The 25,715-nt window shown below is 55.6% G+C and carries 24 protein-coding genes; 6 read left to right on the top strand and 18 right to left on the bottom strand.

Translation table 11 applies throughout. The features are described from left to right. Positions 1-152: 152 nt before the first annotated feature. The 12 genes from wecG to trxA all read right to left on the bottom strand — a co-directional run bounded on the left by wecG (position 153) and on the right by trxA (position 13,173). Entirely contained in the window at positions 153-893 is a 741-nt protein-coding gene (gene wecG / locus AC4OVU_RS23405; protein ID WP_015570015.1) for a lipopolysaccharide N-acetylmannosaminouronosyltransferase, read from the bottom strand. A gap of 11 nt (positions 894-904) precedes the next feature. Next, positions 905-2,257, bottom strand: coding sequence for an ECA oligosaccharide polymerase (gene wzyE, locus AC4OVU_RS23400; RefSeq protein WP_017693948.1), 1,353 nt, complete (start codon positions 2,255-2,257; stop codon positions 905-907). After that, positions 2,254-3,333: a TDP-N-acetylfucosamine:lipid II N-acetylfucosaminyltransferase gene (locus tag AC4OVU_RS23395; protein WP_110293032.1), complete on the bottom strand. Its 1,080-nt coding sequence runs from the start codon at positions 3,331-3,333 to the stop codon at positions 2,254-2,256. The genes wzyE and AC4OVU_RS23395 overlap by 4 nt, the downstream gene beginning before the upstream one ends. Further along, positions 3,330-4,580, bottom strand: coding sequence for a lipid III flippase WzxE (wzxE, locus tag AC4OVU_RS23390; RefSeq protein ID WP_017383597.1), 1,251 nt, complete (start codon positions 4,578-4,580; stop codon positions 3,330-3,332). The genes AC4OVU_RS23395 and wzxE overlap by 4 nt, the downstream gene beginning before the upstream one ends. 1 nt (position 4,581) lies before the next feature. Then, the gene (gene rffA, locus AC4OVU_RS23385) at positions 4,582-5,712 is read right to left on the bottom strand and encodes a dTDP-4-amino-4,6-dideoxygalactose transaminase (RefSeq protein ID WP_015570019.1); all 1,131 of its coding nucleotides are present in this window, start codon (positions 5,710-5,712) and stop codon (positions 4,582-4,584) included. Between the two features lie 4 nt (positions 5,713-5,716). Further along, on the bottom strand, positions 5,717-6,394 hold the full coding sequence (gene rffC, locus AC4OVU_RS23380; RefSeq protein ID WP_032620667.1) for a dTDP-4-amino-4,6-dideoxy-D-galactose acyltransferase: 678 nt from the start codon (positions 6,392-6,394) through the stop codon (positions 5,717-5,719). Then, complete coding sequence (gene wecC / locus AC4OVU_RS23375; RefSeq protein ID WP_033486961.1) at positions 6,391-7,653, bottom strand: UDP-N-acetyl-D-mannosamine dehydrogenase; 1,263 nt, start codon at positions 7,651-7,653, stop codon at positions 6,391-6,393. The genes rffC and wecC overlap by 4 nt, the downstream gene beginning before the upstream one ends. Next, positions 7,650-8,780 carry a non-hydrolyzing UDP-N-acetylglucosamine 2-epimerase gene (gene wecB, locus AC4OVU_RS23370; protein WP_006812390.1) on the bottom strand — a complete coding sequence of 377 codons (1,131 nt, stop codon included), beginning with the start codon at positions 8,778-8,780 and terminating at the stop codon, positions 7,650-7,652. The genes wecC and wecB overlap by 4 nt, the downstream gene beginning before the upstream one ends. Before the next feature lie 56 nt (positions 8,781-8,836). Next, positions 8,837-9,883, bottom strand: coding sequence for an ECA polysaccharide chain length modulation protein (gene wzzE, locus AC4OVU_RS23365; protein ID WP_017693953.1), 1,047 nt, complete (start codon positions 9,881-9,883; stop codon positions 8,837-8,839). A 13-nt stretch (positions 9,884-9,896) separates the two neighbouring features. Next, the gene (gene wecA / locus AC4OVU_RS23360) at positions 9,897-11,000 is read right to left on the bottom strand and encodes a UDP-N-acetylglucosamine--undecaprenyl-phosphate N-acetylglucosaminephosphotransferase (RefSeq protein ID WP_001050933.1); all 1,104 of its coding nucleotides are present in this window, start codon (positions 10,998-11,000) and stop codon (positions 9,897-9,899) included. A gap of 242 nt (positions 11,001-11,242) precedes the next feature. Then, on the bottom strand, positions 11,243-12,502 hold the full coding sequence (gene rho / locus AC4OVU_RS23355; protein WP_001054528.1) for a transcription termination factor Rho: 1,260 nt from the start codon (positions 12,500-12,502) through the stop codon (positions 11,243-11,245). 341 nt (positions 12,503-12,843) lie between these two features. Further along, complete coding sequence (gene trxA / locus AC4OVU_RS23350; protein WP_006812392.1) at positions 12,844-13,173, bottom strand: thioredoxin TrxA; 330 nt, start codon at positions 13,171-13,173, stop codon at positions 12,844-12,846. A gap of 144 nt (positions 13,174-13,317) precedes the next feature. Here trxA and rhlB point away from each other — a divergent pair, with 144 nt between their 5' ends. Beyond that, entirely contained in the window at positions 13,318-14,586 is a 1,269-nt protein-coding gene (gene rhlB / locus AC4OVU_RS23345; protein ID WP_006812393.1) for an ATP-dependent RNA helicase RhlB, read from the top strand. Between the two features lie 5 nt (positions 14,587-14,591). Beyond that, entirely contained in the window at positions 14,592-16,076 is a 1,485-nt protein-coding gene (gene gppA / locus AC4OVU_RS23340; RefSeq protein ID WP_017383602.1) for a guanosine-5'-triphosphate,3'-diphosphate diphosphatase, read from the top strand. A 51-nt stretch (positions 16,077-16,127) separates the two neighbouring features. Here gppA and rep read toward each other — a convergent pair whose 3' ends face one another. Next, on the bottom strand, positions 16,128-18,152 hold the full coding sequence (gene rep / locus AC4OVU_RS23335) for a DNA helicase Rep (protein WP_110293029.1): 2,025 nt from the start codon (positions 18,150-18,152) through the stop codon (positions 16,128-16,130). Positions 18,153-18,237: 85 nt separating this feature from the next. Between rep and ppiC the strand changes: the two genes are divergently transcribed. Then, complete coding sequence (ppiC, locus tag AC4OVU_RS23330) at positions 18,238-18,519, top strand: peptidylprolyl isomerase PpiC (RefSeq protein ID WP_006812396.1); 282 nt, start codon at positions 18,238-18,240, stop codon at positions 18,517-18,519. A gap of 54 nt (positions 18,520-18,573) precedes the next feature. On the opposite strand, the gene cysE is transcribed toward ppiC, so the two are convergent. From cysE to AC4OVU_RS23305, 5 genes are all read right to left on the bottom strand, one after another. Continuing rightward, positions 18,574-19,395, bottom strand: coding sequence for a serine O-acetyltransferase (gene cysE, locus AC4OVU_RS23325; RefSeq protein ID WP_022646641.1), 822 nt, complete (start codon positions 19,393-19,395; stop codon positions 18,574-18,576). Positions 19,396-19,470: 75 nt separating this feature from the next. Continuing rightward, a complete protein-coding gene (gene gpsA, locus AC4OVU_RS23320) occupies positions 19,471-20,490 on the bottom strand; it encodes an NAD(P)H-dependent glycerol-3-phosphate dehydrogenase (RefSeq protein WP_006812398.1) in 1,020 nt (339 codons plus the stop codon). Beyond that, positions 20,490-20,957, bottom strand: a complete 468-nt coding sequence (gene secB / locus AC4OVU_RS23315; RefSeq protein ID WP_014168079.1) for a protein-export chaperone SecB — start codon at positions 20,955-20,957, stop codon at positions 20,490-20,492. The genes gpsA and secB overlap by 1 nt, the downstream gene beginning before the upstream one ends. Before the next feature lie 31 nt (positions 20,958-20,988). Further along, on the bottom strand, positions 20,989-21,240 hold the full coding sequence (gene grxC / locus AC4OVU_RS23310) for a glutaredoxin 3 (RefSeq protein WP_003860837.1): 252 nt from the start codon (positions 21,238-21,240) through the stop codon (positions 20,989-20,991). 11 nt (positions 21,241-21,251) lie between these two features. Further along, entirely contained in the window at positions 21,252-21,683 is a 432-nt protein-coding gene (locus AC4OVU_RS23305) for a rhodanese-like domain-containing protein (protein ID WP_017383604.1), read from the bottom strand. 248 nt (positions 21,684-21,931) lie between these two features. On the opposite strand from AC4OVU_RS23305, the gene gpmM reads away from it, so the two are divergent. The 3 genes from gpmM to AC4OVU_RS23290 are packed head-to-tail and all read left to right on the top strand — an operon-like array spanning position 21,932 to position 25,705. After that, positions 21,932-23,476 carry a 2,3-bisphosphoglycerate-independent phosphoglycerate mutase gene (gene gpmM, locus AC4OVU_RS23300; RefSeq protein ID WP_110293028.1) on the top strand — a complete coding sequence of 515 codons (1,545 nt, stop codon included), beginning with the start codon at positions 21,932-21,934 and terminating at the stop codon, positions 23,474-23,476. 33 nt (positions 23,477-23,509) lie between these two features. After that, positions 23,510-24,769 (top strand): murein hydrolase activator EnvC, encoded by a 1,260-nt coding sequence (gene envC / locus AC4OVU_RS23295; protein WP_026094345.1) that lies wholly within the window; start codon positions 23,510-23,512, stop codon positions 24,767-24,769. 3 nt (positions 24,770-24,772) lie between these two features. Then, a complete protein-coding gene (locus AC4OVU_RS23290; RefSeq protein ID WP_032620676.1) occupies positions 24,773-25,705 on the top strand; it encodes a divergent polysaccharide deacetylase family protein in 933 nt (310 codons plus the stop codon). Positions 25,706-25,715 lie beyond the last annotated feature (10 nt).

Below are 25,715 nucleotides of genomic sequence, written 5' to 3'. Positions count from 1 at the left end.
TGTTTTGAGGGGTACTGAAATACGGAGCGAATGGTTTCTTAAATTCTGGCAAATGGCAAACAATGCATTAAAAAAATGAATGCATTGTACAGAAATCCAGCAGTTTTACAGGGGGGGTTGCAGCGCGAACAGCAGATCGCGCTGCATATTGATTACATTTTCCCGGTGTAGTGCCAGGCGAGGTAGCGCAGCAGACGAATCTGTCGTTTGATACGCGTCGGTTGAGAGAGCAGGCGGTAGAGCCACTCCAGCCCCAGGTTTTGCCAGACTTTGGGCGCCCGCTTAACGTGGCCGGTAAAGACGTCGTAGGTGCCGCCAACGCCCATATAGAGCGCATCCGGGCTGACCAGACGGCAATCGCGCATCAGAATTTCCTGCCGCGGCGACCCCATGGCGACAGTGACAATTTTCGCCCCGCTGTCGCGCACGCGCTCATATAACGCCTGGCGATCTTCCGGCCTGAAATAGCCATCCTGGCTGCCCACGATGTTAACATTCCACTGGCTACGCAGCTTTTGTTCGGTCTGCGCCAGCACCTCTGGTTTGCCGCCAATCAAAAATACCGGCGTGCCTTCAGCGCCTGCGCGTTCCATAAGTCGCTCCCAAAGGTCAGCACCCGCCACGCGAGACACATTAGCGTCAGGAAACTTTTTACGAATTGAACGCACCACGCTAATACCGTCGGCATATTTAAACTCCGCGGCTTCAATCAGGCTTTTCACTTCCGCATTATCTTCAACCGCCAGCATTTTTTCTGCGTTGATGGCCACCAGCGTGCCCGATTTCATCTGCCCGTCCGCGAACAGGAAATCCAGCGCGTGTTGCATGTCACGCCAGCCAATAAGCTGTAGCCCACGCAGCGCGTAACGCGGGGCTGAAGTTGTATCCGTCATGATAATCCCTACTAGACTTGCGACAGCGTTGTGCTGCCCTGTGGCTCACGTCTGTGCACAAGCCCTGCACTGTCAAACAACCAGTACAGCAGTTTTGCCAGCAGCAGACAGAGACCGAAAACGACCATAAAGAACACCACGCGTGAGACGAACGAATCCAGCCCCTCGCGCGCGAGAACGATCATATTGAAAATGGCACCGAAACAGAAACTGTGCAAAACAGCGGCTTTGTAGCGGTTGGTCTCTTCGTTACCCAGCGTATATAGCCAGTCGAACCATTTTATGATCAGCCCGACCGCGATCGCGCCCGGCAGGATAAACCACGTTCCGCCCATCACTACCAGCGAGCCAATCAGGGTTGGGGAAATCGCCAGGCCCGAATGGTTGTTCAGCACTTCCCAGGTAAAGTAGTTCGCCGTGTTCAGGACAATACCGGGACGGTCAGGCCACAGCCACGTCGGTATAAAGACATAGAAATCGCGAACAATCGGCGCCAGCCCCTGGAATTCGATTTTGTCGTAGTTTTGCAGTAGCAATGCCAGGTTTTCCCACGGCGAGAAGGTGTCGCGCGTCAGATACAGGAAGGTATAAAACGCTTCGTCGCCCGCCACGTTCAGTCCGTAGCGCTTCAGCGCCAGCCAGAACATCCCCACAATGCCAAAGACGCCTGCCGCCGCCAGCATCCACAGCGAGATCCAGCCGCGAATAATGCCGATAAACAGGAAAATCGCGAAAGCGATAATGATGTTGGCGCGGGTGCCGCCGACGATCATGTAGGTCAGAATGCCAAATGCGACAGTGCTGACCAGGAAGAACAGCCAGGCTTTGCTGTCCTGACGCAGGAAAAAGACCACCAGCATCGCCGGAATGAAGAAATAGAAGAAACGCTTGAGCGCAACGCCGGAGACTTCGGCGGAGAAAATCTGGCTATAGGACTGCAACTTAAACAGTAAAAAGCCGTTATGCATGAAGAAAATCGCCACGCTGACGAGGGCAATAGTCATCAGCATAACCCACGTCAGATGGGTTTCTACCCGGTTCATGGTAAACAGCGGACGACGGGGTGTAGTGTCTTTCGCCGCGCGCAGGCGCGTTTTATAGGTGACGTAATACACCGCGTAGAAGCAGGTCGCAGAGAGCAGCGCCTGCAATAAGATTTCCGGCGGAGCGACGCCAACATCAAAGCGGAACACGAGGATGCTGGTCAGCGGGAAGCCAAAGAAAAAGGTCAGCAAAAACAGCAGCGAGAAGAATACGTTGAAGTTAAAACGTACGCGCCGGAATTCAAACCAGGTGAGCGTGGCGATAAACAGCGTGCTCAGCAGCCAGACCACCAGCAAGCCGCTAAATTGCAACTGGCTCATGCGTTGTCTCCTGAAGCAATACGCAGCGCGCGGTGCCACGGCGTGAGATAGTTCGGGCTGAAAAAGTCGATGCTATTTTTATCCACCAGCGTGAGCTGACGCTGCGCTTCCCGTACCACCTCGACATTAAGCGTGTCAGAGGTAAACAGCACCGGAATATGCTGTTCGGCCATGTCCTGCCAGAACGGGTTTTCGCGGTTGAGCACGCACGGTACGCCCGCCTGAATCAGCAGACACAGAGTACCAATCCCCTGCTGACGGGCAAAGATGAAATAGCCCAGATCGCATTTTCGCAGCAGCGCGAGATAGTCATCAAATTCCAGCTTATCGCTGAGAATGTGCAGATTTTCCGCGCTAAACAGCCCAAGCCCCTGCTGGCGAACGTCATCGATGTAGGCGTCGTTATTGGCGGGATAGCCCATCGGCACCACCACGTTCACCGTATCGCCAAACTGCTGATGCACCGCCCGCAGCGCCGCGACATGCTCGTTACTGCGATCGCCGGAATTTCCCACCAGGATAGTCAGTTTGCCCTCACGAACCGCGTCATTCGCCATGGTATTCAGTGCCGGATCCATACGGGTCGGAAAATAGAGCAGTTCCCCGCGAACCTTCGGGTGCTGTTTAGCAAAATAGTTGAGGTCGCCACGGGTAGCAAAAACGCAGCCCACGCGCGCCTGCGCCAGACGACGCAGCGGATAGAAAAGACGGAACTTCCAGCCGTGGGAGACTTCGTAGAGATCCGCTCCCCAGATATGCCAGCTGAACTGGGAACGTTTTATCCCGCCGCTTAACAGCGCCAGCCACAGCCCGGTATTGAATTGTCCGTGGAAGAAGAAACGCTGGCTTCGGTCCGCTTTGGCTTTCGCGACAACGGCTTTGGTCAGGGCCGCTTTGTCTGGCCAGAAGGTGATGTGCAATGCCGGACACGCCGCGCTCAGGCCGTTATCGCGTCCAACGACCATAAACTCGCGCGCATCGGGCGTGCCGGATGCCAGTTCATCGTTGAAGAACCGCAGAACGGTCTGGTTATGATGCGGGATATCCGATCCCAGTATGTGTATCAGTGCAGTCATGCGCGTTTACGCCAAAGTAAAAATACGCCGCAACAGGCAGCGAAATAAACGATATAAGTTGCCATATAGGCCTGAGCCGCCCCCAGCGCACCGTGGGTGGGGATCAGCCAGTGAGAGAATGCCGTCAGCAGCGCAAACTGGCCGATCTCTGCCAGGATATACAACCGCAGCGAAGCCTTCGCAATCACCAGATAGCCGAAAACGTATGCCCCCACTTTCAACACATCGCCGACCAGTTGCCAGGCAAACAGATCGCGCATGGCGGTAAACTTCGCCGAAAACAGCAGCCAGATGGCGAAATCACGCAGTAACCAGACGGTAAAGCTGGCGATCGCAACCGCCGGCAACACAAAACGCAGGGAGCGAAAAATCTCGCGGGTAATATCCTGCCTGGAAGTCAGGCGCGATAAGGTTGGCAGTAAATAGACGCTAAAGGAAGCCGTAATAAATTGGAGGTAAGCATCTGAAATGCTGCTCACGCCCTGCCAGATCCCCACTTCATCCCAGCTGTAATGCGCTGCCAGCAGGTTTCGCATCATCACGTAGGCAACGGGAAGCGTTACCGAAGTGATGAGCGCCATCAGGGTAAACTTTCCTAGCTGCCCCGCCAGCATCTTGTCCCACTGCGGTTTCAGGTAATTCAGCGGGACATTGCCTCTGCGCATCAGCATAAACGCTGCCGGAATGACAACGAGCGCAGGCACCAGCGCCAGCCCCAGCAGCGCGCCTTCATAGCCGCCCAGCCGATAGCAAAAGTAGTAGGCGATAACGCCGATGATGCTGCCGAGGATCAGCGCCAGCGCATTCCCGGCGGCATCACGGAAGCCTTTCATCAGCGCCAGCAGCAGGTTTGCCCAGGCGATCCCCATCTGAACGAGCGCCACCAGGCGCACCAGCCCCTGATAATGCGTGTGTCCGAACAGCCCCTGGCTGATGGGTGCCGCCGCCAGCAAAAAGACGACGGCCAGCAACGTAGAGAAGCCCAGCACCATAGCAGAGGAGGTGCCCACCACCGTGCGGAGCTTTTCGGCATCGTCATGATGCTGCGCGACGTATTTGGTGACGCCATTGAATATCCCGGCTCCCGCCAGCACGCCAAGCACCGTGACCAGCTGGCGGAAGTTCCCTGCCAGCCCAACGCCTGACGGACCAAATGAGACGGCCAGCAGCTTGACGACCAGTAACCCGGCGCCAATTTTTACAAGCGTGGACGCTGCCGTCCACACCGACGCTTTTGCCAGAGACATATCAGGCGAAATAACTCAGAAGCGAATTGATCACCGTACGCTGGTTCACCGGCGCGAGGTTGTAGAACAGGGGCAGACGGAGCAGACGTTCGCTCTCTTTGGTGGTGTAGCGGTCTTCACCGGCAAACATCCCGAAGGCTTCGCCAGCCGGGCTAGAGTGCAGCGGAATATAGTGGAATACCGCCATAATTTCCGCCTCTTTCAGCCAGGCAATCAGCTTGCTGCGATCGTCGTTATCGCGCAGCTTGATGTAGAACATGTGAGCGTTGTGGATGCAGTCTGCCGGAATAGTCGGCAGTTCAATACGTCCGGCTTTTGCCAGCGGCTCCAGCGCGTCGTAGTAGGTTTGCCACAGGGAGAGGCGTTGCAGATTGATGCGCTCTGCCGCTTCCAGCTGCGCCCAGAGATACGCGGCCTGCAAATCCGCCATCAGGTAGCTTGAGCCGATATCGCGCCAGGTGTACTTATCCACCTGACCGCGGAAGAACTGGCTGCGGTTGGTCCCTTTTTCACGGATCACTTCCGCACGCTCCACCAGGGCACGATCGTTAATCAGCGTCGCGCCGCCTTCGCCGCCTGCGGTGTAGTTTTTGGTTTCGTGGAAGCTAAAGCAGCCGATATGACCAATGGTGCCCAGCGCGCGCCCTTTGTAGGTGGACATCACGCCCTGCGCGGCGTCTTCCACCACAAACAGGTTGTGCTTTTTAGCGATGGCCATGATGGTGTCCATCTCACAGGCCACGCCCGCGTAATGCACCGGCACAATCGCCCGCGTTTTATCGGTGACCGCCGCTTCAATCAGCGTTTCGTCGATGTTCATAGTATCCGGACGGATATCCACAAACACGATTTTCGCCCCGCGCAGGACAAACGCGTTCGCCGTGGAGACGAAGGTGTAGCTCGGCATGATCACTTCATCGCCGGGCTGGATATCCAGCAACAGCGCCGCCATCTCAAGCGATGCGGTACAGGACGGCGTCAGCAGTACCTTGGCACTGTGAAAACGTTGCTCCATCCACTGCTGGCAGCGGCGGGTAAAACCGCCATCGCCACAGAGCTTGCCGCTGCCCATAGCAGACTGCATGTAATCAAGTTCAGTGCCCACAACGGGAGGCGCGTTAAATGGAATCATCTTGTCACCTGTATAACCAGTAGGCGGTGGCGTCGATGCTGGCACCACTCGCAATATAACGTTTAAGCGCAGCGGTGTTGCCCATCTGGGTTGCGACCCGCAGCGTCGATACCTGTTGTTGCTCCGCCCAGTGCAGCGCCGCCTGCATGAGTTTCTCGCCCATGCCGCGCCCGGCTAACAAACCGATGCGCGCCTCGTGCTCGTTGAGCCTGCGAAGCGAAACAAAACCCTGAATCTGCCCCCCGGCAGTACGGAACACCAGACAGACGTGGTCAAACGTGCCTTTGACCGCATTCTCTATCCACTGGGCATAAAAGCGGCCGCTGTCATCGGGCGCATACCAGGGCGCCCGGAAACGGCTCTGAGCGAAGGCCAGCGCCGCCATCTTACGCAGCGCGGGGATATCCTGCTCCGTTGCAATTTCCGCGCCCGGTGAGGCGTGGAGAGCCACGGTAACAGAGAGATCAACCTCACCCTCGACCAGCCGGAATCCGTGCTGCTGGAGGGCGTCCAGCAGATCGGCGCGGTCCGCCGGGATCTTAGCCTGTACGCGCTGCCAGGCGCTGAAGTCTGCTTCCTGCAACGCAGGGGCATTGTCGCGCAGACGCACTATCGCTGAGGGACGCGCAAAGAATGCGCTTTCCCACTCAAGGGCCTCCAGCACGCCGTTGAGGATACTCAACGCCACACGCCTTTGGTATCAACAACATACTGCTGACGTACGGCATCACCGGAAACCGCTTTGAACGCATTGTGATCCACCAGCAGCACCAGCACATCCGCCGTCGCCAGCGCGTCATCCAGGGCGGTAAGGGTGCAGTGACCGGCAAGTTTTGCCGGCAGCGCATGAATATTCGGCTCAACCACCAGCGTTTCACCGCTGTGCCAGGCAGCGATCATTTCGGCAATTTCCATCGCCGGGCTTTCGCGCAGATCGTCAATATTCGGTTTGAATGCCAGACCAAAGCAGGCAATTTTCAGCTCACTGGCGCGTTTGCCGCTGTCGGCCAGGCAATCCGCGACCGTGGCTTTGACCTGGTTGATAACCCAGTGCGGTTTGTGGTCGTTTACTTCGCGTGCGGTGCGAATCAGGCGTGCCTGTTCCGGGTTCTGCGCCACGATAAACCACGGATCGACCGCGATGCAGTGCCCACCCACGCCCGGCCCCGGCTGAAGGATGTTCACGCGGGGGTGACGGTTAGCAAGGCGAATAAGTTCCCAGACGTTAATCCCCTGATCGGCGCAAATCAACGACAGTTCATTCGCAAACGCGATGTTAACGTCGCGGAAGCTATTTTCGGTCAGTTTGCACATCTCGGCGGTGCGGGAGTTGGTCACCACACATTCGCCTTCAAGGAAAATTTTATACAGCTCGCTGGCGCGCGCGGAGCAGACTGGCGTCATGCCGCCAATCACGCGGTCATTTTTAATCAGTTCCACCATCACCTGGCCGGGCAGTACGCGCTCAGGACAGTAGGCGATATTGATATCGGCCTCGTCGCCCGCCTGCTGCGGGAAGCTGAGATCGGGACGCGCCTCGGCCAGCCACTGCGCCATCTGCTCGGTAGCCCCAACAGGTGAAGTGGACTCAAGGATAACCAGCGCCCCTTTCTTCAGCACAGGCGCAATGGATTTTGCCGCCGCCTCGACGTAAACCATGTCAGGCTCATGATCGCCTTTAAAGGGCGTTGGAACCGCAATCAGGTACGCATCGGCTTCTACCGGCGTGGTGCTGGCGCGCAGGAAGCCACCGTCCACCGCCTTTTTCACCACACGATCGAGATCGGGCTCCACGATATGAATTTCGCCACGGTTGATGGTTTCCACCGCGTGCGCGTTGATATCTACGCCAACGACCTGCTTTTGACGAGAGGCAAAGGCCGCCGCAGTAGGCAGCCCGATATAGCCAAGACCAACAACAGAGATGGTAGAAAAACTCATAGCGTTACCCGATTGTGTTTAAGTGCGTGCAAAATACGACCACAAGCCTGCCCGTCACCGTACGGATTGTGGGCCCGGCTCATCGCCTGATACTCTTCATCGTCATGCAGTAAGCGCGTGACCTCTTCGACAATACGACGCGGATCCGTTCCCACCAGACGCACGGTACCGGCAGTAACCGCTTCCGGGCGTTCGGTGGTTTCACGCATCACCAGTACCGGCTTACCGAGGGAGGGCGCCTCTTCCTGAATGCCGCCAGAATCGGTCAGGATCAGCCAGGCGTGGTTCATCAGCCAGACAAATGGCAAATAGTCCTGCGGCTCGATCAGGAGCACGTTTTCCACGTGGCCCAAGATACGGTTGACCGGTTCGCTGACGTTCGGGTTGAGGTGCACCGGATAGACAATCTGCACATCCTCGTTCTGCGCGGCGATTTCAGCCAGCGCGTGGCATATTTGCTCAAAGCCACGGCCAAAGCTTTCGCGGCGGTGGCCCGTCACCAGAATCGTTTTCTTGCCGTTGTTCAGGAACGGATAGCGCGCAGCAAGTTCTGCCTGAAGCTCGCTGTTAGCCAGCACGCGGTCACGCACCCAAATCAGCGCATCAATGACCGTATTGCCGGTGACGAAGATCTTGCTGTCGCTGATATTTTCGCGCAGCAGGTTCTGACGTGAGTTCTCGGTTGGCGCAAAATGGTACATCGCCAGGTGACCGGTGAGCGTACGGTTGGCCTCTTCCGGCCACGGGGAATAGAGATTGCCGGTACGCAGACCCGCTTCAATATGACCAACGGGGATACGCTGATAGAACGCGGCCAGGCTGGTCGCCACGGTGGTGGTGGTGTCGCCGTGCACCAGCACCACATCCGGCTTGAACGACTCCAGAATAGGCTTTAATTCTTGCAGAATACGGCAGGTGATTTCCGTCAGTCCCTGTCCCGGTTTCATTATATTGAGATCGTAATCCGGGACGATAGAAAAGAGGGTTAAGACCTGATCGAGCATCTCACGGTGCTGGGCAGTCACGCACACTTTCGCTTCAATATCAGGATCTCTGGCCAGCGCATGAACCAGAGGCGCCATCTTGATGGCCTCCGGCCTGGTGCCAAATACGGTTAGTACTTTCACATCGATTCTCTTCGATTAGACGATGAAGGCCGCAGCCTTCATCGTAGACGGCGTTCTTAGTTTGTGCGGCGACGCAATAACGCTACGCCAGCGCCAGTCAGTGCGCCCACAATCCCCCACATGATCATCAGGAATGCGCGACGCGGACTATCGCGTTTTACAGGCTCTTCAGGCGTTCTTAAATAACGATAGGTCTGAAAACGCGGGTCCAGCGTTGGACCGACGTTGAGCGTATTGAGCATGGCGCGGTTTTGGTCGTAATCAAGGTCAAAGTCAGGGCCAACGGCCTGGATATTTTCCAGACGTGCCTGAAGCATTGGGCGACCAAGAAGGAACATTTCTGAATCCGGGAGTTCGTCAGCCGGAACATCCGTTTCGCTACGGGAAATATTGTGCTGTTCCGCAATCTTCAGCGCCTGCTCAATATTATGTACGCGACGGGCGAAGATGGCCTTAGCGACCTCTTCCTGGCGTTTGACCTGCGCTTTCATCTGAATAGTACGCGCAGCCCAGGCGCCTTTCAGCTCGTCATTCAGATGACTGGCCGCGCGCTGGCTGGCAAAAGCAACGTACTGACGCAACAGGTTATTGGCGTCCGGCGCCGTTTCCGCAATCAGCTTCACGCTGTCGCTAACGTTACGGAGCACATCTCCAGGCATAAACTGAATGTTATTAATCAGGTCATCCAGCAGCGCGGCATCCGCTTTGCTGTTACCGACCATGCGCTGCTTGTAGTAGTCCGTCTGGGACCAGAAATCGCGACGTGTATCCCACGACGCCAGCTGCATCACAAACTCTTTGTAGGATTCATCCATCACCGAAGCCTGATCCGGGGTCGCCAGATTGGCCTTGATATCAAGATTACGCAGGAATTGCTGCTGGGAGTAGTAGCCTCCAAGCATATTCACCGTTGGTCGGTCTGTGATCGCCGTGGCGCTCCACTCTTGTTTTGCAAAGAAGGTGTAGGCAAGCGCTAACAGCGCGAACCCCAGGGCAATCCCCACAATCCACAGTTTGCCTTGCCATAACACGCGAAACAAACCACGAATATCCAGCTCGTTCTCAGTGCCCACTGATTTCGCTCCCGCCAACGGTTGAGTCATCATAGTCCCGGTTTTACTTAGTTAATGTTGTGTTTTTGCCACTGTTCCGACGCATCCTGCGTTTTAAACGTTTAATAAAACGCGCGACTTTCCATGCACGCTTGATGCAGTAACCGTACATGAAAAATGCTAGCAAGAATAATACCAACATTACCCATTCAGGAATGAAATGTGCGTATTCCGCGGCAACGCCAATCGCAGCCAGAATAGCAGCCGCAAGCGTAATCAACACAAATGCCTGACGAGACGTGAAGCCGGCGCGCATAATCAGGTGATGAATATGCTGCCGATCGGGAGAAAACGGGCTCATCCCTTTACGCAGACGGCGGTACATTATAGCGACCATGTCCATCAGCGGGATGGCGATAATCCAGAGAGCCGTTACCGGGCTGATAGGGTGCGTTTTACCCTGCGTGGTCTCCAGCAAGACCCAGATAACCGTAAAGCCAATCAGGGTACTGCCCGCATCGCCCATAAAGACTTTATAGCGACGCCCTAACACACCCAGATTCAGGCAGATGTAAGGCAGGATGGCGGCAATCATGGCAAAGCACCACATTGACAGGCTGTACTGGCCGTCAAACCATAAGATGATGCCGATAGCGCCAAACGAAACAGAGGACAGCCCACCGAGCAGACCGTCTATACCGTCAACCATATTAAAGGCGTTGATAGCCGCCCACACGGCAAACAGCGTCAGGAAGAAGCCGAATGGCCCAAGCACCAGCTCCCAGGGACCAAACACGTAGCCCAGGCTTCTGAGATAGAGGCCGCCTACCACCATCATAATGATGCCAATGGCCGCCTGTACCGTCGCGCGGAACTTCACGCTGATATCAAAACGATCATCAAGGGCGCCGACCAGTACCAGCACACCGGCACATGCCAGGTAGAGTGCGGCATGGGGGATATAGTAATCCGCGATCCCGAATGTGAAACAGATGCCTGCGTATACCGAAATGCCGCCCACCAGCGGAATAAGCCCCTGATGACGTTTACGGAAGTTCGGTTTGTCCACTAACCCAATTCTTTTTGCTACCTTGCGCGCAATGAACAAAAAACAGGTTGTGAATAAAAAAATACTGATCAGCTCAGTTACAGCAGTGAGTAGATTCACAATGGATTGCTCTCAACAAATGTTAGTCCCGGAAGTATAACCATGAAGCCTCTGCCTCAGAAGGATTAAAGATGGCTCATCACAACTCCCTTTGTATGTTTTTCAATCAATTATTTCTTTGACTGTGCAAACCTTCTTATTGTCGCACCGACAGGTCTAAATTGGGAGTGTGTGGTAATAGCGTATAGTCCATAAATAAAAAACGCCACGTAAAAACGTGGCGTTTACTGGGATTATTTGCGTTACGAGCGTTTCATCATGTCGAAGAAATCGTCGTTCGTTTTGGTCATCGCCAGTTTGTTAATGAGGAATTCCATTGCGTCGATTTCGCCCATTGGATGGATGATTTTACGCAGGATCCACATTTTCTGAAGCTCTTCCTGAGTGGTAAGCAGCTCTTCTTTACGGGTACCGGAACGGTTGTAGTCGATCGCCGGGAAGACGCGTTTTTCTGCGATTTTACGAGAAAGGTGCAGTTCCATGTTGCCTGTACCTTTAAACTCTTCGTAGATAACTTCGTCCATTTTGGAGCCGGTATCGATCAGCGCCGTCGCGATAATGGTCAGGCTACCGCCCTCTTCCACGTTACGCGCCGCACCGAAGAAACGCTTCGGACGATGCAGGGCGTTAGCATCCACACCACCGGTCAGTACTTTACCGGAAGCCGGCACCACGGTGTTGTAGGCACGCGCCAGACGGGTAATGGAGTCGAGCAGGATGATCACGTCTTTCTTGTGCTCAACCAGGCGTTTCGCCTTCTCGATGACCATTTCCGCAACCTGAACGTGGCGAGAAGCAGGCTCGTCGAAGGTAGACGCAACCACTTCCCCTTTCACCAGACGCTGCATCTCGGTCACTTCTTCCGGACGTTCGTCAATCAGCAGCACCATCAGCACACAGTCTGGATGGTTGTAAGCAATGCTCTGCGCGATGTTTTGCAGCAGCATGGTTTTACCGGCTTTTGGCGGCGCCACAATCAGACCACGCTGGCCACGACCAATTGGCGATGCCAGATCCAGCACACGAGCGGTTAAGTCTTCAGTAGACCCGTTACCACGCTCCATGCGCAGACGAGAGTTAGCGTGCAGCGGCGTTAAGTTCTCGAACAGGATCTTATTGCGGGAGTTTTCCGGTTTGTCGTAGTTAACTTCGTTAACCTTCAACAGCGCAAAGTAGCGTTCACCCTCTTTTGGAGGACGAATCTTACCTGAAATGGTGTCACCAGTGCGGAGGTTGAAACGGCGGATTTGGCTAGGGGATACGTAGATGTCGTCAGGGCCGGCGAGGTAGGAGCTGTCTGCGGAGCGGAGGAAACCAAATCCGTCTTGCAGTATCTCCAGCACACCGTCGCCAAAGATATCTTCGCCACTCTTAGCGTGCTGCTTCAGGATGGCGAAAATGATGTCCTGCTTGCGCATACGAGCCTGGTTTTCCAGTCCCATATTTTCGCCGAGAGTGATCAGCTCAGAAACCGGCGTATTCTTTAATTCGGTAAGATTCATAATGGTGTGGGTTCTTAAACTCGGGGTGATTCTCGAACTTAATGTTGTGAATGGTATGGCAGGGTCATCCATGCCTGTTTAGCGGCCATCACCTCATGTCTGTTCGCTGTCTGGTCACAGGGAAAGAACGCAGAACTGAAACGACAAGACGGATTGAGTGACAAGCCCGGAATCTAGCAACTTCACGCACTGTTTAAGTTAACAACGGGAAGTATCGGGTAAAACAAGATTCAAACAACAAGATATGTTTAAAACGTAGTCATAGCTAACTTAGCACGACTAAAGCCGGGCGTCCAGAGCTCGCCGTTAATTAGGCGTTCTGGACGCTCAGCTGAGAAACCTTACGCCAGGTTAGCGTCCAGGAACTCTTTCAGTTGACCTTTGGACAGTGCGCCCACTTTGGTCGCCGCCACGTCACCGTTCTTGAACAGCAGCAGGGTCGGGATGCCACGGATACCGTATTTTGGCGCGGTGCCCGGGTTCTGGTCGATGTTCAGCTTGGCAACGGTCAGTTTGCCCTGATATTCGTCAGCGATTTCATCCAGAATCGGAGCGATCATTTTGCAAGGACCACACCATTCAGCCCAGAAATCAACGAGGATCAGCCCGTCAGCTTTAAGTACGTCCGTGTCAAAACTGTCGTCAGTCAGGTGAATAATTTTATCGCTCATATATAACTCCACAGGAATAAGCCTGGTACGTTGGTTTTGTCTCCACCAACGACGTGTTGATGTCGCATTAACCAACTAAAGGTTGACTTTATTTCACCGGATACGCTTTCGTAAAGCAATAGTAAGCTGATATTCTACCACACTATGAGCAAAACACATTTAACAGAACAGAAGTTTTCCGACTTCGCCCTGCACCCAAAGGTGATCGAAGCCCTTGAAACTAAAGGGTTTCATAACTGCACGCCCATTCAGGCTCTCGCCCTGCCGCTGACGCTGGCCGGTCGCGATGTTGCAGGGCAGGCGCAAACCGGTACTGGCAAAACGATGGCGTTTTTAACGTCAACGTTTCATTATTTACTTTCTCACCCGGCGATTGCAGACCGCAAAGTTAACCAGCCGCGCGCGCTAATTATGGCCCCGACGCGAGAACTGGCGGTACAGATCCACGCAGACGCTGAGCCCCTGGCGCAAGCCACCGGCCTGAAACTTGGCCTGGCCTATGGCGGCGACGGCTACGATAAACAGCTGAAAGTGCTGGAAAGCGGCGTCGATATCCTGATTGGGACCACCGGCCGTCTTATCGACTACGCCAAACAGAACCATATCAACCTCGGCGCAATCCAGGTCGTGGTGCTGGATGAAGCAGACCGCATGTACGATCTGGGCTTCATTAAAGACATCCGCTGGCTGTTCCGCCGTATGCCTGCGGCAAACCAGCGTCTGAACATGCTGTTCTCCGCAACCCTGTCATACCGCGTACGTGAACTCGCATTCGAGCAGATGAACAATGCCGAATATGTTGAAGTGGAACCGGAGCAGAAAACCGGGCACCGCATTAAAGAAGAGCTCTTCTATCCTTCTAATGAAGAGAAAATGCGCCTGCTGCAAACCCTGATCGAAGAAGAGTGGCCGGATCGCGCGATTATCTTCGCGAACACCAAACACCGCTGTGAAGATATCTGGGGTCACCTGGCGGCAGATGGGCACCGTGTGGGCCTGCTGACCGGCGACGTGGCGCAGAAAAAACGCCTGCGCATTCTCGACGAATTTACTCGTGGCGACCTTGATATTCTGGTCGCGACCGACGTGGCGGCCCGTGGCCTGCACATTCCAGCCGTGACGCACGTCTTTAACTATGACCTGCCAGATGACTGTGAAGACTATGTACACCGTATCGGTCGTACCGGTCGTGCCGGCGCAAGCGGTCACTCCATCAGCCTTGCGTGTGAAGAGTATGCGCTGAATCTTCCGGCCATTGAGACCTACATCGGTCACTCTATTCCACAGAGCAAATACAATCCGGACGCGCTGTTGAGCGAACTGCCGCCACCTAAGCGCCTTACCCGTCCACGCTCCGGCAATGGTCCGCGTCGTTCCGGCGGTGCACCGCGTAATCGTCGTCGTTCAGGTTAAAAAATATGCTCAGCTCCACCTCGCTTTATGCGGCAATTGATCTCGGTTCGAATAGTTTTCATATGCTGGTTGTGCGCGAGGTGGCGGGAAGCATACAAACGCTGACGCGCATTAAGCGCAAGGTCCGCCTCGCGGCGGGCCTGAGCAGCGATAATCACCTCTCCCCGGAAGCCATGGAACGTGGCTGGCAGTGTCTGCGTCTGTTTGCAGAACGTTTGCAGGATATCCCGCTCAGTCAAATTCGCGTTGTTGCCACGGCGACTCTTCGTCTGGCGGTTAACGCTGGCGATTTCATTGCCAGAGCACAGGAAATTCTGGGCTGCCCGGTGCAGGTCATCAGCGGTGAAGAAGAAGCGCGTCTGATTTATCAGGGTGTGGCGCATACGACCGGCGGCGACGATCGTCGTCTGGTGGTCGATATCGGTGGCGCCAGTACCGAACTGGTCACGGGCACAGGCGCGCAGGCGACGTCACTGTTCAGCCTGTCGATGGGCTGTGTGACCTGGCTGGAACGCTACTTTACCGATCGAAACCTTGCCAAAGAGAATTTTGACGAGGCGGAAAACGCGGCGCGTGCGGTCCTGCGCCCGGTCATGGACGAACTGCGCTATCACGGCTGGAAAGTGTGTGTCGGCGCGTCCGGAACCGTTCAGGCGTTGCAGGAAATCATGATGGCACAGGGAATGGACGAGCGGATCACGCTTGCCAAACTCCAGCAGCTTAAACAGCGCGCCATCCAGTGTGGTCGTCTGGAAGAGCTTGAAATAGAAGGGCTGACGCTCGAACGCGCGCTGGTTTTCCCCAGTGGGCTCGCCATTCTGATCGCCATTTTTACTGAACTCAATATCCAGTGTATGACCCTGGCAGGCGGTGCGCTGCGCGAAGGTCTGGTCTACGGAATGCTGCACCAGTCGGTCGATCAGGACATCCGTAGCCGTACGCTGCGTAACGTTCAGCGCCGCTTTATTGTGGATATCGACCAGGCACACAGAGTGAGTCAACTGGCGTCACTGTTTGCCGATCAGGTGAAAAAAAGCTGGGATATTGAACCGTTAAGCCGCGATCTGCTGCTAAGCGCCTGTGCGCTACATGAAATTGGTCTCAGCGTGGAGTACAAGCAGGCACCGCTGCACGCGGCCTGGCTGGTGCGTAATCTCGATTTACCGGGCTATACGCCCGCCCAGAAGAAGCTGCTGGCCACCCTGCTGCTAAATCAGACTAACGCCGTCGATCTCTCTTCCCTTCACCAGCAGAACGCTGTGCCGCCGCGCGTGGCGGAGCATCTGTGTCGTCTGCTTCGCCTGGCGATCCTGTTTGCCAGCCGGCGTCGTGATGATTTGCTGCCAGCCATTACGCTGGCGGCAGACGATGAGAAACTGACGCTGACGCTACCGGAAAACTGGCTTGAGGATCATCCGCTTGGGGCGGAACTGATTGAGCAGGAGTACCAGTGGCAGAGCTATGTGCACTGGGCGCTTGATGTGAAGTGACCCTTTGAAGCGTGCCGGGTGGCGGCTTCGCCTTACCCGGCCTGCAAATAGTTATCCCTTCTCTTTGGCTTTTGCCAGCATCGCGCGAATGTTTGCCACGTTTGCCTGCCCTTTGTGCATACGCTCTTCAGCGGTAATGACTTTACGCTCCTGCTCCCAGATAAGATCGTCCTGAGGCAACTCCAGCAGAAAACGGCTCGGCTCCGGGCGCACCAGCTCACCATACTGACGGCGCTCTTTGCACAGCGTAAACGTCAGCTCCTTCTGCGCACGAGTGATCCCCACGTAGGCCAGACGGCGCTCTTCGTCGACGTTATCTTCATCAATGCTGCTCTGGTGCGGCAATAAGCCCTCTTCCATCCCCACCAGATAGACATACGGGAACTCCAGCCCTTTCGAGGCATGTAACGTCATTAGCTGAACCTGATCGGCCTCTTCTTCGCTTTCGCCGCGCTCCATCATATCGCGCAGCGTGAAGCGGGTGACCACCTGCGTCAGGGTCATGGGCTCGTCAATCTCAGATCCTTCAAGCATTTCGGTCATCCAGCTGAAGAGCTGGTTAACGTTTTTCATCCGCATCTCGGCTGCTTTCGGGCTGGCGGAGGTTTCATACAACCAGGATTCGTAATCAATGCCGTGGATCAGATCGCGAACTGCCGCCACAGGCTCGCGCTCAGCCAGACGCTGCACCTCACCCAGCCAGTGGGTAAAGCGGGTTAAGACGTCATAGCCGCGCCCGGTCAGGGTCTGGCTCAACCCCATATCGAAGCTGGCGGTGAACAGACTTTTGTTGCGGGTCATCGCCCATTCACCCAGCTTTTGCAGCGTCGCAGAGCCAATCTCGCGTTTCGGCGTATTCACGATGCGCAGGAAAGCGCTGTCGTCATCCGGGTTGGTCAGCACGCGCAAATAGGCCAGCAGATCCTTGATTTCCGGACGCGAAAAGAACGACGTACCGCCGGAGATTTTGTAGGGAATGCGGTTCTGCATCAGCATCTTTTCAAAGACGCGCGACTGGTGGTTTCCGCGATAGAGGATCGCGTAATCCTTGTATTCCGTTTTGTTGACGAAGTGATGGGCAATCAGCTCGCCCGTTACGCGCTCCGCTTCGTGCTCTTCGTTGTTGGCGCTGAGCACTTTCAGCTCGGTGCCGTAACCCAGTTCGGAGAACAGGCGCTTCTCAAAGACGTGTGGGTTATTGGCAATCAGGATGTTCGCCGCCTTCAGGATACGCCCGGAGGAACGGTAGTTCTGCTCCAGCTTAATCACCTGCAACGCCGGGAAATCTTTGCTCAGCAGCACCAGGTTTTGTGGTCGCGCGCCGCGCCAGGAGTAAATCGACTGGTCGTCGTCGCCTACCACAGTGAAACGCGCGCGTTGCCCTACCAGCAATTTCACCAGCTCGTACTGGCTGGTGTTGGTGTCCTGGTATTCATCCACCAGCAGGTAACGAATTTTGTTCTGCCAGCGCTCGCGTACCTCTTCATTCCGCTGAAGCAGCAGCGTCGGCAGCAGGATCAGATCGTCGAAATCCAGGACGTTGCAGGCTTTCATATGCGCGTCGTACAGTCCGTAGCAGTGGGCAAAGATGCGGTCGCGCTCGCCTTTGGCGCTTGCCGCTGCCTGGGCCGGCGTCATCAGATCGTTTTTCCAGTTCGAGATCGTCGAGATCAGCTGTTGCAACAGCACTTTGTCATCTTCGATCAGCCCTTCCGTCAGCTCTTTAAGCAGCGCCACCTGGTCGGTGTCATCGAAGAGAGAAAAGTTGGACTTCATGCCCAGCGCCGCGTATTCGCGCTTGATAATATCCAGACCCAGCGTGTGGAAGGTGGAGATCATCAGCCCGCGCGCCTCTTTACGGCCCAGCGTCTGGCCGACGCGCTCTTTCATCTCACGCGCCGCTTTGTTGGTAAAGGTGACCGCCGCGATATGGCGCGCCTGGTATCCACAACCCCGAATTAAGTGGGCGATTTTGTTGGTGATCACGCGTGTTTTACCGGATCCCGCTCCCGCCAGCACCAGGCAGGGTCCGGTGACGAATTCGACAGCTTGTTGTTGTCCGGGGTTTAAACGCATAAATGATCACTCAATGAAAGTCGGGAGAGGAGGAAAAACGCGTGGTAGTATACCGATCGTAAACTAGTCGACTCAAGGCACGATCATGGCAAAAACAGCAGCAGCACTGCATATCCTTGTTAAAGAAGAGAAACTGGCACAGGATCTGCTCGAACAGATTAAAAACGGCGCCGACTTCGGCAAACTGGCGAAGAAACACTCGATTTGCCCGTCAGGCAAACGCGGTGGTGACTTAGGCGAGTTCCGCCAGGGCCAGATGGTTCCGGCGTTTGATAAAGTGGTCTTCTCCTGCCCGGTGCTGGAGCCAACCGGCCCACTGCATACGCAGTTCGGCTATCACATTATCAAAGTGTTATACCGCAACTAATCAAAAGCCCGGTGCATTGACTCACCGGGCTTTTTTATTTGGCTGTTCCGGGGTTCAGATGCCGTCGCCGTATTCGAAGGTGTGATGAATACCGTTGAAGTGCTGATCCATATCCATCGACGGCTTATCGCTGTCTGGCTTACCGACGATGCGCGCCGGGACGCCAGCGGCGGTGGTGTGCGGCGGTACAGGCTGGAGCACAACCGACCCCGCGCCAATCTTCGCGCCGCGTCCGACTTCAATATTGCCGAGGATTTTAGCGCCTGCGCCAATCATCACCCCTTCACGAATTTTCGGATGGCGATCGCCGCTGGTTTTACCGGTACCGCCCAGCGTAACGGATTGCAGGATCGACACGTCATCTTCGATCACCGCCGTTTCACCAACAACAATGCCGGTGGCGTGATCGAGCATGATCCCGCGGCCAATTTTCGCCGCCGGGTGAATATCGACCTGGAAGGTCACGGAAACCTGGTTTTGCAGGAAGATGGCCAGCGCGCGGCGTCCCTCATTCCATAACCAGTGGCCGATGCGGTACGCCTGTAAGGCATGGAAGCCTTTGAGATACAGCAGCGGCGTGGAGTATTTATCCACCGCCGGGTCTCGCGTGCGCACAGCCTGGATGTCGCAGGCGGCAGAAGCAATCATCTCCGGATCTGCGGCGTAGGCCTCTTCCACCACTTCGCGAATCGCGATAGCAGGCATGATAGGGGAAGCCAATTTATTGGCGAGCATATAGCTCAGGGCGCTGCCGAGATTTTCGTGCTTAAGTAGCGTCGCGTGATAGAAACTGGCCAGCATGGGCTCACAGTCGGCCAACGCTCGGGCTTCGGCTTTAATATTATTCCAGACGATATCCAGTTCTTCACACGGCATTGCTTGCTCCAGACGATAGTTAATGACCAGCCAGTTCTGCGCTGGCTGGGTCATTCAGGTGACGATACTTCCCGGCTAATTGCTGCTGCGCTCGTCCTTGCGCGCACGACCTAATAAGGTCAATGCTGCCTCGCGCGCATTTTTTCCGCAATACAATACCTGATAAATTTCCTCGGTTATTGGCATTTCGACACCGAAACGGTGCGCCAGTTCGCGAACTTCTTTGGTATTGCGATAGCCTTCAACCACCTGACCAATCTTCTCCTGCGCGCTTTTTACATCGCTGCCCTGTCCGAGCATCATGCCAAAGCGGCGGTTACGCGACTGGTTATCGGTGCAGGTCAGCACCAGGTCGCCCAGCCCTGCCATTCCCATAAAGGTGGCCGGATCGGCACCCAGCGCTTCGCCCAGGCGGGACATTTCGGTCAGGCCACGGGTGATCAGCGCAGTACGCGCATTCGCGCCGAAACCGATGCCGTCAGACATCCCGGCCCCGATGGCAATGACGTTCTTCACCGCGCCGCCCAGCTGCACGCCGATAAAATCGGGGTTGCTGTACACGCGGAAGCTTTTGCCGCAGTGCAGCAGTTGCTGAAGATCGTCGGAAAATGCCTGGTCGGTGGACGCCAGCGAAATCGCCGTCGGCAAGCCCGCAGCCAGCTCTTTGGCAAACGTCGGCCCGGAGATCACCGCCAGCGGGATCGCTGTTCCCAGCGCTTCGCGGGCAACGTCCTGCAACAGACGTCCGGTTTCCGCTTCCAGCCCCTTCGTCGCCCACACAATACGCGCATCCGCACGCATCAGCGGCTTAATCTGACGCAGGACTTCGCCAAACACATGGCTTGGCACCACAATCAAAATATTGCGGCTGGCCGCCAGCGCGGTCGCGAGGTCGCTTTCCAGATACAGGGAGTCAGGGAACGGAACGTCCGGGAGAAACGCCACATTGCAGCGGTCGTGTTGCAACGTCGCGATATGTTTTGGATCGTGGCCCCACAGGACCACGTCGTGACCATTTCTTGCCAGGGTGATGGCAAGAGCGGTGCCGTAAGAGCCGGCACCGATCACAGTCATTGACGCATTAACAGTGCTCATCAGGCATCCTGATGTTGTTCGGTACCTTCGCCAGCCTGCTGCTGTAGATAGTTCATGAACAGCGCATCAAAGTTTACTGGCGCAAGGTTCAGTTGCGGGAATGTACCGCGAGAAACCAGGCTGGTGATGCATTCACGGGCATACGGGAACAGGATGTTCGGGCAGTATGCCCCCAGGCAATGCGCCATCTGGTTGCCTTCGATGCCGCCGATGGAGAAGATACCGCCCTGCTGAACTTCGCACAGGAATGCGGTTTCTTCGCCCAGAGAGGCGGTCACGGTGACACGCAGTACGACTTCATACACATCATCCGCCAGCTGGGTGGATGCGGTATCCAGATCAAGTTTAACCTCTGGCTGCCAGTCTTTCTGGAAAACGTGCGGCGCATTTGGCGCTTCGAAAGAGACATCCTTGGTGTAGATGCGCTGGATCTGGAAAGTCATCTCGGTGTTGTTTTGTTCTGACATGGAAAAACCCTTTTTAATTGTCCTAAAGTCTCTAGCTCAGCAGCGGATCGAGTCCACCACGGGCGTCGAGCGCATACAAGTCATCACAGCCGCCAATGTGCTGCGCATCAATAAAAATCTGTGGAACCGTTGTGCGACCACTGCGTTGGATCATCTCTTCGCGTTTAATCGCGTCACCATCGATCGGCAGTTCCTTGAACGTTACGCCTTTGCTGGACAGCAGCGCTTTCGCTCGGTGGCAGAACGGGCACGTTGCTTTGGTGTAGATCTCAATATTGGCCATCACTTAACTCCTTATTTACCGCGCACTAAAGGAAGATTCTCCCCGCTCCAGCCGGAGATGCCTTCTTTCAGCACCGTTACGTTTTCAAAGCCTGCTTTATGCAGTGCGCTGGCAGATTCCTGCGCCTGCATGCCAGTGCCGTCAACAACAATAATCGGCTGGGCTTTATGCTTCTCCAGCTCACCAATGTTGTTCGCTTTAATTTCCGCGGGCAGCAGGTTGATAGCACCTGCGATGTGGCCCTTGCGGAAATCGTCGCGCTGACGCAGATCGACAACCACGGCGTCCTCTTTGTTGATCAGACGTGTCGCTTCACCGCGGGTGATCACCTTAATTTTAGACGTCAGTCCCTTAAATGTGGTGAACAGTACAGCGACCAGCAGGCCAATCCACGCGATGCTCAGAACCGGGTGGCGGCTAACGAATTGCATAATTTCTTGCATGGGGGGTAACAACTCCCGACTAAGTGATTAAAAAAACCAGGACAGGAGTATACCTGTGCGCTGTGGCAAATACAGCCAGCGACATAAAGCTAATCTATTTTCTGCGGCATGCCACGTAAAAAAAGCCTCAAAATGGCCTGAGAACAGCCTTGCCCCCGCGCTTTCTTTGATCTTCTGCGGCTATTTTATCGATTCAGCTGTAGTAAAATTACGCAAATTTTTTGTCTCTTGAGCATGAGGTTGTCGCAATGTCGGTTTCTAAAAAACCTATGGTACTGGTGATTCTGGATGGCTATGGCTACCGTGAAGATCAACAGGATAACGCCATTTTCAACGCCAAAACCCCGGTTATGGATGCGCTATGGGCAAAACGTCCCCACACCCTGATTGATGCGTCTGGCCTGGAAGTGGGTCTGCCGGATCGTCAGATGGGCAACTCTGAAGTGGGTCACGTTAACCTGGGTGCGGGCCGTATCGTTTATCAGGACCTGACGCGCCTGGACGTTGAAATCAAAGAACGTACATTCTTTGCCAACCCAACGCTCACCGGAGCGGTTGATAAAGCCGTTGCCGCAGGCAAGGCCGTTCACATTATGGGTCTGCTCTCTGCGGGCGGCGTTCACAGCCACGAAGATCACATCATGGCGATGGTAGAACTGGCCGCCGAGCGCGGTGCGGAAAAAATCTATCTGCACGCCTTCCTGGATGGTCGCGATACGCCGCCACGCAGCGCAAAAGGTTCTCTTAAAGCGTTTGAAGATAAATTTGCCGCACTGGGCAAAGGCCGCGTGGCGTCCATCGTTGGCCGTTACTATGCCATGGACCGTGACAACCGCTGGGACCGCGTTGAGCAAGCCTATGATCTGCTGACCCTGGCAAAAGGTGAGTTCCAGTTCCCGACCGCCGTTGAAGGCCTGGAAGCGGCTTACGCGCGTGATGAAAACGACGAATTTGTGAAGGCAACCGTGATCCGCGCTGAAGGCCAGGCCGATGCCGCCATGGAAGATGGCGATGCGCTGATCTTCATGAACTTCCGTGCTGACCGCGCGCGCGAAATCACCCGCGCCTTCGTCAACAGCGATTTCGACGGTTTCGCCCGTAAGAAAGTGGCGAAGATCGATTTCATCCAGTTGACTGAGTATGCAGCGGATATCAAAGCCCCATGCGCGTATCCACCCGCTTCCCTGGAAAATACCTTCGGCGAGTGGATGGCGAAAAACGATAAAACGCAGTTGCGCATCTCCGAAACTGAGAAGTATGCGCACGTGACCTTCTTCTTTAACGGCGGCGTAGAAGAGCCGTTTAAAGGCGAAGACCGCATCCTGATTAACTCGCCGAAAGTCGCCACTTACGATCTCCAGCCAGAAATGAGCTCTGCGGAGCTGACCGAAAAACTGGTGGCCGCGATCGAAAGCGGTACATACGACACCATCATCTGTAACTATCCGAATGGCGACATGGTGGGCCACACCGGCGTGATGGAAGCAGCCGTTAAAGCTGTTGAAGCGCTGGACCACTGCGTTGAGCAGGTCGCAAAAGCGGTTGAATCCGTGGGCGGCCAGCTGCTGATCACCGCTGACCACGGTAACGCAGAACAGATGCGTGATCCGGCAACCGGTCAGGCGCATACCGCCCATACCAACCTGCCTGTTCCACTGATTTATGTAGGTGATAAATCAGTGAAAGCTGTGGAAGGCGGCAAGCTTTCCGACATCGCGCCAACCATGTTGTCGCTGATGGGTATGGAAATCCCTGAAGAGATGACTGGCAAGCCGCTGTTCATCGTGGAATAATCGCTCCCCATGAGGGGAAAGGCGATTTTTTCAATCACATGGGTCGTGAAGCCGCTTCGGTTATCAGTCAGACCTCTGCTTTGCGCCAGCGCACTCAGCGCTGGCGTATTGCTGTGCGCCGCATCCGCCCACGCGGATGACCGCGATCAGCTTAAATCCATTCAGGCCGATATCGCCGCCAAAGAGCGTGCGGTACGTCAGCAGCAACAGCAGCGCGCCACCCTGCTCGCCCAGCTTAAAAAGCAGGAAGAGGCCATTTCCGCCGCCGCGCGTAAGCTGCGTGAAACACAAAACACCCTTGCCCAGCTCAATAAGCAAATCGATGAAATGAACGCGTCGATTGCGAAACTGGAGCGTCAGCGCGATGCCCAGGAGCGGAACCTTGCTGCACAGCTTGATGCTGCTTTCCGTCAGGGTGAGCACACAGGCCTTCAGCTGATCCTCAGCGGTGAAGAGAGCCAGCGTGGTCAGCGTTTACAGGCCTATTTCGGCTATCTAAACCAGGCGCGTCAGGAGACCATTGCGCAGCTGAAACAGACGCGCGAAGAAGTCACCACGCAAAAAGCCGAGCTGGAAGAGAAGCAGAGCCAGCAGCAAACGCTGCTCTACGATCAGCAGGCGCAGCAGGAGAAGCTTGAGCAGGCGCGCAATGAGCGTAAGAAGACGCTCGCCGGGCTGGAGTCCTCTATCCAGGCAGGACAAAGCCAGCTGAGCGAAATGCGCGCCAACGAATCCAGACTGCGTAACAGCATTGCCCGGGCAGAAGCCGCGGCCAAAGCGCGCGCCGAAAAAGAAGCGCGTGAAGCGCAGGCGGTGCGTAATAAGCAGCAGGAAGCCTCCCGGAAAGGCACCACCTACAAACCGACTGAAAATGAACGTTCCCTGATGTCGCGTACCGGCGGCCTCGGCTCCCCGCGTGGTCAGGCTTACTGGCCCGTTCGCGGTACGATCCTGCATCGCTATGGCGAACAGTTGCAGGGTGAGCTACGTTGGAAGGGGATCGTTATCGGTGCGTCTGAAGGTAGCGAAGTCAAAGCCATCGCCGATGGCCGCGTGATCCTGGCCGACTGGCTACAGGGTTATGGGCTCGTGGTGGTGGTTGAACACGGTAAAGGCGATATGAGTCTTTACGGCTACAACCAGAGCGCGCTGGTCAGCGTTGGCACTCAGGTGCGCGCGGGTCAACCCATTGCCCTTGTGGGCAGCAGTGGCGGTCAGGGCCGCCCGTCACTCTATTTCGAAATTCGTCGTCAGGGTCAGGCGGTCAATCCACAGCCGTGGTTGGGAAGATAGGTTTTGCTTCAATTTCGTCGAATTGTTGTTTCCGTAGTCAGCGCACTGGCGCTGGCTGCACCGGTTTATGCAGGCAAACTCGCGATTGTGATTGATGACTTCGGTTATCGACCACACTATGAAAATCAGGTGCTGGCGATGCCGCCAGCCATCTCTGTCGCCGTCCTGCCTAATGCGCCTCACGCGCATGAAATGGCGACCAAAGCGCACAATGGCGGCCATCAGGTCCTCATCCATCTGCCGATGGCCCCCCTCAGCAAGCAGCCGTTGGAAAAAGATACCCTGCGCCCGGACATGAGCAGCGACGAGATCGATCGCATCATCCGCGATGCGTACAATAAAGTGCCGTATGCCGTGGGTCTGAATAACCATATGGGCAGCGCGATGACCTCCAGCCTGTACGGTATGCTGAAAGTGATGCAGGCGCTGGAGCGTTACAATCTCTATTTCCTCGACAGCATGACCATCGGCAACAGCCAGGCGATGCGTGCCGCTCAGGGGACGGGTGTAAAAGTCATCAAGCGCAAAGTATTCCTGGACGACTCCCAGAACGAAGCGGATATCCGCGTGCAGTTCAACCGCGCGGTACAGCTGGCGCGCCGTAACGGTTCGGCGATTGCCATTGGGCATCCGCATCCGTCTACCGTTCGCGTTTTGCAGCAAATGTTGTCGGGCTTACCCGCCGATATTACGCTGGTGCGTCCGAGCGATCTGCTCAATGAACCTCAGGTGGATACTTCTCGTCCGGGTAGCACGCAACCATCCGCAACGCAGCCGCGTAATCCATTCCGCGGCGTGAAGAACTGCACGCTGAAACAGCCGCCTGAACCGGTCTATGCAACCCGCTTCTTCTCGGTGATTGGCGAAAGCATCAGCAGCAGTACACTGGTTAAATACGTCCAGCAACAGTGGCAGGGTTGGGGAAAAAAAGCCTGATCGGCTAACG

The organism is Enterobacter sp. 6722112 (assembly GCF_058661685.1).
The sequence above is the reverse complement of the archived record's forward strand: the minus strand, read 5'-3'. Positions and strand labels throughout refer to the sequence as shown.